Genomic DNA, 14,503 nt, shown 5'->3' with positions numbered 1-14,503 from the left:
ATAGAGTTCGAACGACAGCAGAAAATGAAAGCCGAGGGCGTCTAGAAAACGCGGGGCTATTCAAGTTGATATGACCGTCCAAAACGAATTGTCCTGAAGATTAGAAATCATTGAGTAAGCCTTAGTCAAGGGGCTTTAGCTCACATTCTCTTTTGCGATTTGGTCCCTTTATTCTGCACACGACTTCGGCTCAGAGTAAATAACCTTTTCGTCGAATGGCTCCTAAACCTCAATCGGAATCTCTCTCGCCATCCCAAAGCTCATCGTGATTGCGGTGGCAGTCGGTCAGGCCATCCTCGAAGAATTTCTCGTAATAGGGAATTTCGACGTGATGCACCTGTAGCCAGACGCCAGGCACGTGAATGGCTTCGCAATGAGCCGGGAAGCGACCGTGGGTGTCGTAGATATAGTTGCAGACATCTCGGGCGCAGTTGATCACGTCCTGATTGTATTCGGCAGCTTCCTGCAGGTAGCGTTCGCCAAAATCACCCTTGTAGATCTTCTTGAAAGTGTCCCTGTCCTGGTAGACGCCACCGTCTCCGAACTTCCTGGCAAGCACCGCGTCGACCGCATCGCTCATGTTGGCATAGTTGGGCGGGCACTTGGCGACGATCAGGTCTTCGCCATTGTGGCGCAGGGCGACGGGATGGGACCTCAGATTGGCAAAACGCGGCAAGGGGACATGCCAGCGCAGAATGTCCGGCAGCCGCCATCGGGGTATGTGATGGTCAAATCCCAGCATGGGTCCGTACCGGTCGCTGAATTTTGGATCGCCCGTCAGAACAGGCGGACTGATGGTGGCGTGTATCCAGGCACCAAGTCCCATGGCCTCGGCCACGAGAAACAGGTTCTGCAGGAGGAGGGGTGCTTCCAGCTGGGTTCTGAGAGACCCGATCACACCGAGTGGAACCTTGATGTCATCATTCAGGAACTTGCGGCGAACCCAGTTCTTGACGCCGGCGGAAAAGTAAAAATTCCGGTCGTCTACGAGCGCCGGTCTCGAACCGTCCGGCTGGGTCAGAAGATACATCAGGCCGTTGATATATTGATGCGAAAGGTCGACGACCGGGACCAGGATCGTTGTCCCCGGCAGATTTGACAAGAGGCGGTTGGAATCCAGATAGGCCGGAAAGTTGCGCCCGCCCTGTTCAACATCCAGCCGCTTGTCGAGCAAACGGACTTTCGCCTGGTTCGCGCGCTCGATCAGCAACTCGGGCGAAAACGGTTCGCTGCTTGGCGGCAACTGCCTGAGGAAATAGGTACCACTGTCGTTGATCAGGAAAAAATGCGTTCCCTGTGCATTGTCGGGGCTTCCCGCGGTTCGTCCGGTCATGGTGAGGTTGGGTTTGGCCATGACCAGCCGACCGGTCTCGGGGTCCTGGAACGGCCGGTCCGGCATCGTCAGACCCGTTGCGCCGGTCATGGCAATCAGGATGGCTTCCTCGAGATCGGACAGGGGTTTGGGCTCCTGACCGGAACGGTAGGTCATCGATCCCGCGGCGACTTCCTCCACGCCGCGTGGAACCCTGTGGGTTCTGCGGCGCCAGATGGTTTCCAGCAACGGCCGCGCGAGGAGGTCTGCCAATCCCTTGTGAATATCCGCCTGCTTGTTCATCTCAGGTCTCCGTTACTTTGGCCGGTACTTGGACGATCGCCCGCACCAGGGCCGCGCCGACAAGTGTGCCGGCAAAAACAAAACCCAGGATCTGGATCGCGCCCCCTCTCAGGATGACAAGGGTCAGGGCGAAGATTAGAAAGGCGAGCAGTCTGGCGATCAGTTGGAACCAGAAGGACTGCATTCTGGCTGGCAGCAGCCAGATCATCAGAACATCGAGTGTCCAGACGCCGAGCAGCAGGAAATTGCCGCCCGCGATCAACGTTCCCTGTTGTACGAACGTATCGGCTACACCGTCGAAAATTATGAAGATCGCCCAATAGGCATGCAGCACGAACAGCACCCAGGCACCTGTCCAGAAAAGATAGGCCAGATTGGCGACCGTCTGGCCGGCGGTCCTGATAAGCCACAGGCCAAGCGCCGGGATCAGCAGGAATGTGGTCGCCCAGATGGTCAGCCTTGTGCGACCCATCTCAAGGTCACCATCCAGCTCCGGCGCAATCATGCACCAGATGATCAGAAGGCCTGCCGATAGGTTCACTATGGTGATTTGCGCAAGCGTCAGCGCGGTAGGTTTGTCACGGGTCATGGCGGACCTCACAGGGTTTTCAGGTATGCAAGCAGGTCGGACAGGGCAGCCGGATCCCGCTCCGGGTCGTCAATCGCCCACGGGTAGTTATGCCCCGCATTCGAATTTCCCGGTGCTGACGTCTCGAACAGGAAGTAACGCCGGCTGTCTTTTGCCGATGGGCTGGCAAATCCTGCACGGTCGGTGTCGTAGGTGTTCCAGCCGCGATAGAACTGGGCCCGCCTCGGCTCGAGATTGATAAGCTCTGCCAGGGTCAGAATGCTCGCATTGTGCAGGAACGGTGCTCTCAAAAAGGCGCCGTCGACCGGCCCCGCCACGTAGCCGCGAATGGCCAGATTGTCGGCGTCCTGGGGTTGAGGATGAACCTCGTCGCGAGCGAAGGCGAAGGGATGCTCCTTCGGAAAATAGGCGTGGAGCGCATCCGGCATCTCGCCATAGTGGCGGAACATGACCCGTTCGGGGTCGGTGCCGATTTCAGACAAGGGGATCACTTCATGCGTTCTTTCGCCCGGTTCCCACCCTTCGCCGGATCGGTCGCCGTGGCAGGACATGCAAGAATTCCTGTAGACCTGCCGTCCGCGCTGCACGGCACCCGGGTCGGGTTGCCCGGCCTCGGGAAACAGGTCCTGGAATTTGGGTGGTGCCAGCGAAATCGTGTAGGCGATCGCTTCGCGAATATTGTGCACGATCTCGGGGTGGGCGAGGTTGACCTCGGTCGCGCCGGCCGCGACGGCAGCAAGCGAACTGCGCGCTTCCACATTCGAAACAGATCCGTCGAACTGAGCCCGTTCGCGCCAGCCCTGATTGTAGATTGTCGCGATCTTGGAGTGGATCGGCAGGTTGTTGGCCGGGTAGTGCATCACGTTTCGAAGCAACGTGCGAAAGGCCAGTGTTCGGGTCGGCCCTGTGGGAGTGACATCTTCATCTCGCGAGCGGCCATAGCCGTATGGCTCGTCAAATCGCTCGATGTTTGCAAGAAGGCGTTCCCGGATCTGACGGAGCCACAGGCCGGTCATGATCCGTTCGGGCAGGCTGAGGCTCTTTCCCGTCTTTTCCTCGTAAGTGGCCATGATTGCCGGCACCGTCAGCCGGAACGGGGCGTCTTCCACCGGTTCTCCAGGAGCCGTCGGCATGCGTTCGATCAGCGACGACTGGAAGGCATCCAGCCACGCGAAAAGGTTGATGGAGACGCTTCCGGGGCCAAGCAACCGAACGGGTTCTGCGCCATCGGACGTGCTGAATTCGGTTGTGTGGCAAAGCGCGCAGGTAAGCGCGACGAACGGCACCGGCGATGGGGCCGCCGTCTGCGGCCGGTAGTTGGTCGTGGTAAACCCGACAGGAAGGCCGTCGGGATTGTCCGGATCGTCCAGAAATCCGAATTGTTCCACCCAGGTGCCGGCCTCCTGGCCGCCAGGCTGGAAATGATGCGGAAACAGATCCGGCAGGACGAGCGCCACGGGCAGCGGCATGACTTCGGTCCCGATCGTGCCATTGCGAAACGCCTGAGGCGCATCCCGATAGATCGGCTTGGCCCAGCCTCGTTCGATGTAAACAAGGTAGCCGGTCGCCAGAACGGCGATCAGAATGGCGATGTTCAATACCCAAAGGGCGACCCGCCAGACATAGTTGAGACGAGGGACGGAGACTGGCATGAGCTGTTCTCCTCAGGTCTGCCGAGGGCGCCAGGGCGCAAAGGCACTTTGTCCCGTGGGCAGGACACTCGCAAATTCAGGGAAATGACGCAGGATAATGCTCGTCATCGTATTTTCCTGAACCCAGGCAATTCCAAGCGGTGAATAGATTTCTGGTCGGAAATCGACAGTCAGGAAACGGTCGGATTGCAATCTGCGGGTCGCCATCAGGATGAAGATCCGGAAGGCGGTGTCGGAGAAGCCGAAACCCGGTGGTGGCGTTTCCGCAAATAGACCGACCATCGTGTCGACATTGTCGAACGAGCCGTAGATGTCCTTGAGGAGCCGCACATCCTCGCTGTTCGCCGTGATGTCTTCCCATCGCCGGATCGGCGACTTGTGAAGTCCCTGACGAAACTTGTTGTACCGCGGTATCCCTCGCGAGCGCTCCCGCACGAGATCGACGACCGACAGGTCTATGATCTCGGTCTTGAGGTCCGGCGATGTACGGGTGAAGTGCTGAAGCGACCTGGGATAATTGTGGAGCGTGATCGCACCCGGATGTGAGTTGCCCATCGAATAGAGCACGTCGGACAGCCCGACCCTGCGCATCACTTCGTCCGTCCTGATCCCCTGGATATCATTGAATTCCAGTTTCTCCCGGAAACCGCCGGTCGCGGAATCGTAAATATGATAGTCGTCAGGCAGAAGCGGATGCAGCCGGTAGACCGTGACAAAGTCTTCGGTCAGGCAATATCGCGCGTTGTGATGGTCCGGAAGCGTTTCGGGAATGCCACGCAGCGCGTGCGCTTCCTGAAGCCACAGACCCATCCGGGTGAATGCCCCGCCCGGACCGGACCAGTTCGCATTCAGGGCGACATCGATTTCCGGAGTTGCCAGGATGGCGGGCGTCCATTCAGCCGTATGGATCTTGGCAATCAGCGCGGAGATCACCAGCCTTGCTGTCTGATAGACCCGCTCGTCGCTCCAGGTGCTGTATTCACGCCGGAGAGCGTCACAAACCGAATTGTGCTCACGGGCAAACAGCGTGTGTAACGCGGACAGGCCAAGCCACCAGCTCTCGTTAAAGCCTGTAACTTCCATGCCGAGATTGTTTTCCGGCAGATAGCCTTCCTCCAGACGCAGCATCGGTCCGGTGCCGTCGCGCAAGCGTGCGGCTTTCTGTAGGCTGCTGCCGTAAATCTCCGATCCGTCCCACCAGTGGGAAACGGTATTTTCAAACGTCAGTTTCTGATCATCCGAAGTCCCGATGGGAACATCGCCGGAGATCCGCATGACGGTCTCTTTCTTACCCTTGGGCGTGTTTTTCCATGTTTCGCCCTCGGGCATTGGCACCTGGATGTCGTCTTCCCCGAATTTACGGCGGCTGTGCTGAACCCAGTCATGGACCTGGAACTGGATCCAGGCGGCTGCTATCACGTTCAGCGAAGTCGCCGGTATAAACGACTTTCGATAGAGCAACTGCTTGCTGACTTCGACCGGGTTCGGCGTATTGATATCGTCCGGGCGCGGATCAGGTGGCAGATTGCGACCGAACACGGCCTTGACCTTACCCATGTCCGGAACGCCGAGGTCGTTCTGCGTTCCGTCAAAGGACCTGCGGTCCCAGGCCTCTTCCGGTGTCGGGTTCCCGGGCTGCGTCGCTTGCGGGTTCGGTTCGACCGGTTCGCGGTCAATCAGGTTTTCCCGGCGCAGCTGATGACGCAGCAGGGACAGGTTCAAAAGCGCCAGCAGATGCGGCAGACGGTACCAGGGTCGCCAGCGGTTGAGCAGCCCGAAGGCGCGTTCGAGTACTGCCGTGACAATCCGGTTGCGCAGCGGAACTGGTTCGTAAAACCGTTTCCGTGCACGATGGGCAGCGCTTGCTGCGTAAACGGCCTTGCGAGCGCGGTTGAGATTTCCGAGTGGACGGAATTCAGGTCGGGTGTTCCATGGGTTGAAGGCCAGTCCGTCGATCTGAACGGCTTTGTCCTGCGCTTCCAGCGTGGTGACGTCCTGCTCGGGCACGGTCAGGACGGCGACGACTATCGGTGCCGATCTGTCTTCAGGCCATTCCGAAGCAGCATCCTCGACCGGTGTGATCTCCTCGTTCACGAAGCGCTGGACGCAAAATTCCCAGCTGGCGTCCCCTTCACTTACCAATTGGGCGATTTCGTTCCGCAGGTAATTTGGATTGTCCGGGACTTCAGTATTGCCCTCTTTTACGGCAGCACTGTTGGCAGGCCGGATAAAGTATCGCACGGGACCGGCGTCACCCCAGAGCGCCGCTCCGCGGCTCCAGAAGCTTTCCTCCGTCAGCGAATGGACGGGACGCTTGGTGCCACCTGAAACATTGCGAAGCATCCGAATGGCTTCCCGCGGACCGACCGCGAATACCAGCTTGATGACACCGACAATTCGGTTTCCGGCCATGGCGGAGGCAAATGCGATGAACTGTTCGGCATCACGGGCGTGCGGAACGGGAAAATTCGTCATCAGGAGGTCCTGGACACCGGCGCCGGTATCCACCCTGAGCGCCGCACCTCGCAGGTCACGATCGCTGTCCGGCTGGTGCTGGCCGCTCGCGTTGGACAGGCGCAGGACAACAGGCAGTTCCGCACCTTTTTGCCAGTGGCCCACGGACAGATCATCCGGCAGGTCTTCGGAAACCTTGAGCACCGCATTGTCAATCGCCAGAAGTGCCTTGGCGTGTTGCGCGCGATCGATGCGCAGCGCACCGGATCTGCGACGGACCTTGTCCTGAACTTTCAGGATCGTATGGGCGAAGCGCTCGAAGTCCTTGCGCTCCTGGTCGGCTCCGTTTCTTTCGCTCCTGTATTTCTCCCACTTTGTAATTCCAACAATATTGTCAGTAATTTCAGGTTTGTTTTCGTCGTCTGAAGCCAACATACACGCGCCCTCACAACCAAAAAGAGAAAAAATTGAAATGTTCTAAAATAAAGCAAACTGTATATTGATATTATATTGCTGAATTTTGTAATTTTCAACGCGGCTGTTGAGGTGCATTTGAGTTTTATTGTCATTACCTTACGAAATGGCGGCAACCTCTTTAAACAAAAGGGAAATGTCGTGCCTTGATTGTATCGAAGATGCCTTCGGCCTTGTTATCCAGCGACAGGCGGGTATACGACCGCGCTGGCGAAAGCATGGTGTGATTCCGCCTACAACCTGTTCATCGCCAGGCAAGGGCAGCGTCTTGGAGAGAGGCCATGCAGGTATCTGCTTCTAGTGAGCGACCGATTTCGAAAAGACATTGATGATCACGACGCCTGCGATGATCAGGCCGAGACCGACAAGGGCGGGAAGGTCCAGTTTCTGATCGAATGCCAGCCAGGCAACCATGGTGATCAGAACGATTCCGGCACCCGACCAGATGGCGTAGACCACACCGGTGGGTAGTACCCGGATCGGGTAGGACAAAAGCCAGAATGACAGACCGTAGCCGGCAATCGTAATGAGCGACGGCACAAGACGCGTGAAGTTTTCGGTTCTTGCCAATGCGGAGGTCGCGATGACTTCTGCCAGGATGGCGGCACCCAGGAACAGGTAGGTTGCGATCGGGCTGGCGGGCATGTGCGGCTCTTTAACTTGCAAAAGGAGGCGAAGGGCTACCGAAACGGACCGAAGTCGGTTGGCAGGAACACGTGCGGTTCAATCCGCTGTTTGTCACGAGAATGCTCCCTCGCGCAATATCCGTGTGAATTTTCTGCCAGCTCCGGACGCTGCCGTCGGTGGAGTTTGACATCATCGGGGACGGATAAAGTTGGGGCGGCGGCGAAGACCGGAAGCCTTGCAAAGTCAGGCTTTTCTCCCGAACGGATTTGCCGGGTGCTCCAACGCAAACCCGGTTGACGTTGTCTTCCGCCAAGGTAACCGAATTGATGTCAAGGAACCGGTTGAGAACACAATGACTTGAAGCGGCCATTAATTTGCCGTTTACCATAATATTGTTCGCTTGAACTCTGCGTTGCGTATTGAAGAGTGCCCTTTCGGTCCCGGATCCGGGGTCAGATGGCGCGAAGTTGCAATGTTGAACTGGATTGTCCGCTCGACCGAGCGCAAAGGGAATTGAAAATGGCATCAAAACTGAGCCGCCGTCATTTGGTTTTTGCAGTTCCGTTTCTGTTGGCGGCCTGTCAGGGCAAGCAGAAATCGACTGTTCAGGCGGGTCTGACCCCTCTTTCAGACGGAACACCGAATTATGCGTCCGCCTACGCGCCGGTCCGGGATGGTGGATTTTCACTTCCGGGGATCGACTATCAGTCTTTTGATCCGAAATACCTGCGGCAAACGGTGTTTTATCCAACCAAATATCCTGCAGGGACAATCGTCGTCGATCCGAAAAAGAAATTCCTTTATCTTGTTCAACCCGGCGGGCGCGCCATCCGCTATGGCATCGGTGTCGGGCGCGCGGGCTTTGCCTGGAACGGGGAAGCGGTCATCCGTTTCAAGCGGGAATGGCCGAAATGGTTCCCGCCCGACGAGATGATCGAGCGTGACCCCAAACTGGAAAAGTATCGGGACGGGCAGGAGGGTGGACCGCGAAACCCCATCGGTGCCCGCGGGCTCTATCTCTGGCAGGGCAACAAGGATACGCTCTACCGCATCCACAGTACCAACCAGCCGAGCAGCATCGGGACCAATGCGTCCAGCGGCTGTATCCGCATGTGGCACCAGGACATTATCGATCTTTACAAGCGCGTCGAGCTCGGCACCAAGGTGGTTGTGCTGAGCTGAGTTTCAGACCGCTCCGTCCATTTGCACGTCAAAGAACGTTTCGGGACTGTCGGTTTCCGCAAGCCGTTTACCGTCGATAAGCCAGAAACGTGTGCCGACATTGCGCACGAAAGTTCGGTCGTGGCTGACAATCAGCGCTGTGGTGTCGTGGATGAGCAGTTCCCGCTCAAGCGCTTCCTGGCCATCGATATCGAGATGGTTGGTGGGTTCGTCGAGAACATAGAGATTCGGCTTTGAAAGGCGCAGCAAAAGCATCGCCAACCTGCTGCGTTGTCCTCCCGAGAGAATGGAGATTCGTTTTTCCTGCAGATCGATATGAAGGCCTGCTTCGGCCAGGAGCGCGCGTGCTCTGTGGTCGCCGACATCCGACATCTCCGTCACCGCGGACATCGGGCTCTTGAACCTGTCGAGCTGGGAAAGGTTCTGATCGGAAACACCAGGGATTGCAGAAGGGGCAACGCGGATATTGGCAACTTCGGCATCAAGTGCGCCCGTCACCAGCGACAGCAGCCGCGTCTTGCCGGTACCGTTCGCGCCAAGAACAACGACCCTGTCTCCGGGGTTGATCCATAGCGGTGGAAGCTTGAACAGCGTACGGCCGTCCGGAATTGTCACGGCAGATTCGGCAAGGCTGACCAGGGCCTTGGCGTGCGCTCCTGAGTTTTCCAGGCGGATTTTTCCTGCAGATTGATGCCTTTCAGCGGGTCGGGCCGTATCTTCTATCTTCTGGGCACGCTCGTTCAGCTGTTTGGTCTTGTTAAGCAGCAGATCAGACCCTGAATTGATGCCGATGTTTTTCAACTTCGCAGCTTTGCGGCGGAGCTGGCTCGCCTTGGCGAAGTCGTTCTGAAACTGACGTTCGGCAGCGCTATCCTGTTCAGAAAGGCTTTCGCGTGCCTTTGTGTAAGGCAACGCGAAGACATGCGATTTTTCGCGGCGCAGGAAAAGGGTCCGGTTGCAGACCGCATCCAGAAATGCCCGGTCGTGACTGGCCACGATCATCGGTGTGCTGCGCGCGACGGTCGAAATCCAGGTCTGCAGAACCCCGATGCGGTTCAGATCCAGGTGGTTCGTCGGTTCGTCCAGCAGAAGCACATCTGGCTCACTCACCCAGGCCCTTGCAAGCAGCGCAACCCTTTGCCAGCCCCCTGACAGTTTGTTCAGGGGACGCCTCCAATGAATCTCCGGAACCTCCAGGTCATTCAACGCGATATCGGCACGCCAGCTTTCCGATTCGATCTGCTCGGGATCAAGAGCGGACAGGACCGCATCAAAGAGCGACAGTTCCACAAGGTCGTCTGGAACATCCTGTGTAACAAGTCCGACCTTCGTCCCCCGCGCAAGGATGATGTCACCCTGTGTCGCCTCGGTCTCACCGGCGATTATGCGGAGCAGAGTGGATTTGCCTGTCCCGTTTGCCGCAACGAGACCGATCCGCTCACCTTTGCCAAGGCTAAGGTTCAGGTTTTCAAACAGGGGTGTAGAGTAAATAACGCCGAGATTGCGCAGATTGATCAGGGACATGTGTCACAACTTTCGAACCGGGATTCGCAGCAATAAAGCTGCCTTCTGGGCAGATCGTGGTGACTTGAAAAACTGTCCTCCGATCAGCCCTACAAACGCATTTGCAGGGCCTGGACAGGACCTCGGGTTCGATCATGGAAGCGGAAATACGTCAAATGATCCTCCCTTGGTTCGTGTGGACTGTCCGGAACGCTAGTTCGGTCTTTTCGTCAAGTCAATCATCCCGGCAACCTTTTGACCTCTTTGAGGAGACCGTCAAGCCAGAGGGGCGCCGGGCGCGTCAGGGAAGGTCAGGCCGGCGCGAACATGTCCTGGAATTTGTCCCGCAGGATGTTTTTCTGAACCTTGCCCATGGTGTTGCGCGGCAGTTCATCAATCACGATCAGCTTTTTCGGGTGCTTGAATCGCGCCAGCGAGGTCTTGACCGCTTCGTGGATCGACTCGATATCCGGGGCCACGTCTTTCTCCGGCACAAGCACGCCCAGCACCGTTTCGCCAAAATCCGGATGAGGAACACCGATCACTGCGCTTTCCGCAACACCGGGTTGATCGTCCAGGACAAGCTCGATTTCCTTGGGATAGATATTGTAGCCGCCGGAAATAATCAGGTCCTTGTTGCGGCCAACGATGTGAACATATCCGTCCTCGTCGATCCGCCCGAGATCTCCTGTGATGAAGAATCCGTCGCTACGCAGTTCGGCAGCGGTTTTTTCCGGCATCTGCCAATAGCCCTTGAACACATTGGGGCCACGCACCTCGATCTGGCCGACGTCGCCCGGAGGCAGGGTTGCACCGCTCTCCGGATCGGTGATCTTGAGTTCCACGCCGGGAAGCGGAAAGCCGACGGTTCCGGCGCGGCGCTCGCCATCATAGGGATTGGACGTGTTCATGTTCGTTTCGGTCATGCCATATCGTTCCAGAATACGATGACCCGTCCGGTTTTCGAACTGGACGTGGGTTTCGGCCAGGAGCGGAGCGGACCCGGACACAAATAGACGCATGTGAGCCGTCAGTTCCCGGGTGAACCGCGGGTCGTCAAGCAGCCGGGTATAGAATGTTGGAACGCCCATCATCGCGGTCACGTCCGGCATGTGTGCGATGATCTGGTCCAGGTCGAATTTCGGCATGAAGACCATGCTCGCCCCCGATGCCAGGACGACATTCGTCGCCACGAACAGCCCATGCGTGTGAAAGATCGGCAGTGCGTGCAGAAGAACATCGCCTTTGGTGAAACGCCACTCCCCGACAAGGGTCTCGGCATTGGAAAGGAGATTGTTCTGCGTCAGCATTGCTCCCTTGGACCGGCCCGTCGTGCCTGAAGTATAGAGAAACGCGGCAAGGTCGTCGCCTGATCGGTCGACAGTGGCAAAACGTGTCGGCATCTCGGCGGCGCGCGCGCTCAAAGAGCCTGTTCCGTCCGGATTCAGCGTTTCGATCTTCGCGTTCAGTGACGCCGCGACCGGCTCCAGAGCATCTTTGCTGCGGCCATCGCACACGATCAGCGAAGCACCGCTATTGTCGATGAAATAGGTCAGCTCATCGACCGTATAGGCGGTGTTGAGCGGCAAGAACACCAATCCCGCCTGGGCGCAGGCGGCATAGAGCGCGAGTGCTTCCGGCGATTTTTGAATCTGTGCTGCGACCCGGTCACCGGCTGTCAGCCCGATTTGCGCAAGTACATTGGCGGTTCTCGCAGCCATTTCCAGGAAATCCTGATGCGTGATCGTGCTTCCGTCCAGCAGGTGGAGAAACGGTGTCGTCTTGCCGGCATGAACGCCAAACAGGCTGTCAAAGAGTGGATTAGGCATCGGCGTTACCTTTGCTTGTCTGTTGGAGCGCAGCGGATCTGGCTAGTGACTTGACTGCATCCGCGGCCATCACTTCCTGCGTCGTTGCAAACTTTTCGTGGTTTTGAGCGACTTTGGCGAGGTCGTAAAGATAGTTGACCATCGTTCCACCGGATTGTGCGCGGCCCTTGTCCGACGTGTCCGCATCTGGATGGACTGCATGAATGATGGCGCCATTGCCAAGATGAAATCGGGCGACGGGGTCGAAGGGTCTGGTGCCCCTGGACTTTGCATTCAGCAGGTAGTGGGCCGCCGTGGCCTTCATCTCTTCCGGCGCGGCAGCATGCCACTCGACGCCTTCGCGTTCCAGCCATCTCGTAAGTCCTGGAATGGGTGACAAGGTCACGAAGGTCTTCAGTCCACCGAGTTCGGCGGCCAGATCGGAAGCGACCTGTTTGATCAGTGAGTTGCCGAACGAAATATTTGCCAGGCCAGCCTGGCAATTGGATATCGAATAGAAAACAGCCGTATCGGCGTCTTCGGCCGGGTGCGCTTCCCGGTCCTCCGCCAGGAGAGACTGTATGGAGTTTGCAATTCCCTTGGTCAGAGCGACTTCGACGAAGATCAGCGGCTCATCAGGCATCGACGGATGAAAAAAAGCGAAGCAACGCCTGTCGGCCGGTTCCAGGCGGCGGCGAAGATCATCCCAGCTATGGATCGCATGAACCGCTTCATAAGCGATGATTTTTTCCAGGATATGGGCCGGGCTTTCCCAGTTGATGGGCCTGAGAACCAGGAACCCGCGGTTGAACCAGGATGCAAACAGGTGCCGCAGATCGAGATCCAGGGCATCGAGTTCGGGATCCTTGTCGCCGAGCCTCAACAGATCCGCACGCATGTTGACGAGTGTGCCCGTTGCTCCCGGCACCCTGTTCAGGCGCCGGAAGAGTTCCTGTCTTCGAGGTTCTGAGGCCGTCATGAAGTCCCGGTAACTCGCCTTGCACGGGTTCTTCTCATAGGCATCCAGTGCGGTTCGCACTTTTTCCGGGTCAATGTTGAGCCTGCCGGCGACTGTGCGGAAGAAGACGAGCTTGTCTTCATCGTTCAGATCCTCGAAGCCCGACAGGATGTCCTGCGCGAGCGCCAGTCCCGACGTTTCACCCGCCGAGCCGACCAGATCGCCAGCCAGTTCTTCAAGTGGCCGGTCATTCCGCAGATATCGTGCGGGTTGCCGGTAGCGACGCTCGAAGACGGTGGACAAAAGGTCGGCGAGCAGTGTCATACCGCCGCCCCCATGATCACGTCGGGAAGCCAGGTCGCCAACTCGGGGAAAAGGCAAAGGAGAATGATCGCCAGGACCATGCACCCGACAAAAGGCAGGGAGCCGGTCAGGATTGTCTTCAGGGAGATATCCGGCGCAATGCCGTTGATGACGTAAAGGTTCAAACCGACGGGGGGAGATATCAGTCCGATTTCCATGTTGATAGTCAGTACAACGGCGAACCAGATCGGGTCGAAACCGGCTGTGGTTATGATCGGCAACAGGATCGGAGCGGCCATCAGGATGACGGCAACCGGCGGCAGGAAAAAGCCCGCGATCAGCAGGAAGATGTTGACGGCACCCATCAGGATCCAGCGGTTCACATCAAGGGTCCCGATCCATTCGGCGATCGACTGCGTGATGAACAATGAGCTGAGCATGTACGAGAACACACCGGCCGCGGCGATGATGAAGAGGATCATCACCGATTCCTTGGTGCTGTCGCGCAGGACCACCCAAAGCGCCTGCGGCTGCCAGAGCTTGTAGATGATCATGGCGATCAGCAGGCACAGGAGAGCACCGACTGCTGCGGTCTCGGACGGGGTCGCAATACCGCCATACATGGCATAGAGCACGCCAAGGATGATGGCCAGAAACGGGAGAACGCGCGGAAGAATTTCAAATCGTTCCGCCCAGCTGTAACTGCCCGCACTCAATTGCCCGCCGTCACCGGATTTCCAGGTCGAATAGAGTGACCAGGCCATGAACAGGCCGACCAGCATCAGGCCCGGGATTACGCCTGCCAGAAACAAGCGGCCGATCGAGGTTTCGGTCGCAATGCCATAAACGATCATGGTGACGGACGGCGGAATGAGAATGCCAAGCGTGCCTCCCGCCGCAATGGAACCGGCAGCGACACCATCCGGATATCCGCGCTTGCGCATTTCCGGTATGCCCATCTTGCCGATGGCTGCACATGTTGCCGGTGAAGAGCCGGACATGGCTGCGAAGAGCGCGCACGCGCCGAGATTTGAGACGACCAGCCCACCCGGGACCCGTGTCAGCCACCGCTCGAGCGCCTCATACAGATCTGCACCTGCCCTGGTGGACGCGATTGAAGCGCCCATGATGATGAACATCGGGATCGATAGCAGTGCAAAGTTGTCGAGCTTGCCGAAAAGGATTTCCGGCATCAGTTCCAGTGAGCGGGGGCCATCGAAAATGATCAGGAAACCGGCGGATACGATCAACAGTCCAATGGCAACGGACACACCGGAAAAGAGAACCAGAATGGTCGCAATGGCAACGATTGCGCCAAGAAGAAGAGGGTCCATCGCC

At 57.7% G+C, this 14,503-nt stretch carries 10 protein-coding genes; 1 reads left to right on the top strand and 9 read right to left on the bottom strand.

Annotation, left to right across the window (positions count from 1 at the left end; all coding sequences use genetic code 11):
- Nucleotides 1–229 precede the first annotated feature (229 nt).
- From LA5095_RS26095 to LA5095_RS26075, 5 genes are all read right to left on the bottom strand, one after another.
- Nucleotides 230–1,615: a hypothetical protein gene (locus LA5095_RS26095; RefSeq protein ID WP_055120361.1), complete on the bottom strand. Its 1,386-nt coding sequence runs from the start codon at nt 1,613–1,615 to the stop codon at nt 230–232.
- Between the two features lies 1 nt (nt 1,616).
- Complete coding sequence (locus tag LA5095_RS26090; RefSeq protein WP_055120359.1) at nt 1,617–2,204, bottom strand: hypothetical protein; 588 nt, start codon at nt 2,202–2,204, stop codon at nt 1,617–1,619.
- 8 nt (nt 2,205–2,212) lie between these two features.
- Nucleotides 2,213–3,856, bottom strand: a complete 1,644-nt coding sequence (locus LA5095_RS26085) for a hypothetical protein (RefSeq protein ID WP_055404445.1) — start codon at nt 3,854–3,856, stop codon at nt 2,213–2,215.
- A gap of 12 nt (nt 3,857–3,868) precedes the next feature.
- The gene (locus LA5095_RS26080) at nt 3,869–6,745 is read right to left on the bottom strand and encodes a peroxidase family protein (protein ID WP_055120355.1); all 2,877 of its coding nucleotides are present in this window, start codon (nt 6,743–6,745) and stop codon (nt 3,869–3,871) included.
- Nucleotides 6,746–7,081: 336 nt separating this feature from the next.
- The gene (locus LA5095_RS26075) at nt 7,082–7,414 is read right to left on the bottom strand and encodes an SMR family transporter (RefSeq protein WP_173937438.1); all 333 of its coding nucleotides are present in this window, start codon (nt 7,412–7,414) and stop codon (nt 7,082–7,084) included.
- Nucleotides 7,415–7,930: 516 nt separating this feature from the next.
- On the opposite strand from LA5095_RS26075, the gene LA5095_RS26065 reads away from it, so the two are divergent.
- The gene (locus LA5095_RS26065) at nt 7,931–8,593 is read left to right on the top strand and encodes a L,D-transpeptidase (RefSeq protein ID WP_055120464.1); all 663 of its coding nucleotides are present in this window, start codon (nt 7,931–7,933) and stop codon (nt 8,591–8,593) included.
- A gap of 3 nt (nt 8,594–8,596) precedes the next feature.
- On the opposite strand, the gene LA5095_RS26060 is transcribed toward LA5095_RS26065, so the two are convergent.
- The 4 genes from LA5095_RS26060 to LA5095_RS26045 all read right to left on the bottom strand — a co-directional run bounded on the left by LA5095_RS26060 (nt 8,597) and on the right by LA5095_RS26045 (nt 14,499).
- Nucleotides 8,597–10,117, bottom strand: a complete 1,521-nt coding sequence (locus LA5095_RS26060) for an ABC-F family ATP-binding cassette domain-containing protein (protein WP_055120349.1) — start codon at nt 10,115–10,117, stop codon at nt 8,597–8,599.
- A gap of 290 nt (nt 10,118–10,407) precedes the next feature.
- Nucleotides 10,408–11,925, bottom strand: coding sequence for a malonate--CoA ligase (locus tag LA5095_RS26055; protein WP_055120347.1), 1,518 nt, complete (start codon nt 11,923–11,925; stop codon nt 10,408–10,410).
- Complete coding sequence (locus LA5095_RS26050; protein ID WP_055120345.1) at nt 11,918–13,186, bottom strand: malonyl-CoA decarboxylase; 1,269 nt, start codon at nt 13,184–13,186, stop codon at nt 11,918–11,920. Before LA5095_RS26050 ends, LA5095_RS26055 begins: the two co-directional genes overlap by 8 nt.
- Nucleotides 13,183–14,499 carry a TRAP transporter large permease gene (locus LA5095_RS26045; RefSeq protein ID WP_055120344.1) on the bottom strand — a complete coding sequence of 439 codons (1,317 nt, stop codon included), beginning with the start codon at nt 14,497–14,499 and terminating at the stop codon, nt 13,183–13,185. Before LA5095_RS26045 ends, LA5095_RS26050 begins: the two co-directional genes overlap by 4 nt.
- Nucleotides 14,500–14,503 lie beyond the last annotated feature (4 nt).

This window comes from Roseibium album, from assembly GCF_001404515.1.
GTDB lineage: Bacteria > Pseudomonadota > Alphaproteobacteria > Rhizobiales > Stappiaceae > Roseibium > Roseibium album.
Note: the sequence above shows the minus strand (reverse complement) of the source record. Positions and strands in the feature narration are given on the sequence as shown.

What these genes read in the sequence shown, in the direction of transcription:
- LA5095_RS26090 (WP_055120359.1), bottom strand. Translation starts at nt 2,204, where the DNA reads ATGACCCGTGACAAACCTACCGCGCTGACGCTTGCGCAAATCACCATA.
- LA5095_RS26055 (WP_055120347.1), bottom strand. Translation starts at nt 11,925, where the DNA reads ATGCCTAATCCACTCTTTGACAGCCTGTTTGGCGTTCATGCCGGCAAG.
- LA5095_RS26085 (WP_055404445.1), bottom strand. Translation starts at nt 3,856, where the DNA reads ATGCCAGTCTCCGTCCCTCGTCTCAACTATGTCTGGCGGGTCGCCCTT.
- LA5095_RS26050 (WP_055120345.1), bottom strand. Translation starts at nt 13,186, where the DNA reads ATGACACTGCTCGCCGACCTTTTGTCCACCGTCTTCGAGCGTCGCTAC.
- LA5095_RS26065 (WP_055120464.1), top strand. Translation starts at nt 7,931, where the DNA reads ATGGCATCAAAACTGAGCCGCCGTCATTTGGTTTTTGCAGTTCCGTTT.
- LA5095_RS26045 (WP_055120344.1), bottom strand. Translation starts at nt 14,499, where the DNA reads ATGGACCCTCTTCTTCTTGGCGCAATCGTTGCCATTGCGACCATTCTG.
- LA5095_RS26095 (WP_055120361.1), bottom strand. Translation starts at nt 1,615, where the DNA reads ATGAACAAGCAGGCGGATATTCACAAGGGATTGGCAGACCTCCTCGCG.
- LA5095_RS26080 (WP_055120355.1), bottom strand. Translation starts at nt 6,745, where the DNA reads ATGTTGGCTTCAGACGACGAAAACAAACCTGAAATTACTGACAATATT.
- LA5095_RS26060 (WP_055120349.1), bottom strand. Translation starts at nt 10,117, where the DNA reads ATGTCCCTGATCAATCTGCGCAATCTCGGCGTTATTTACTCTACACCC.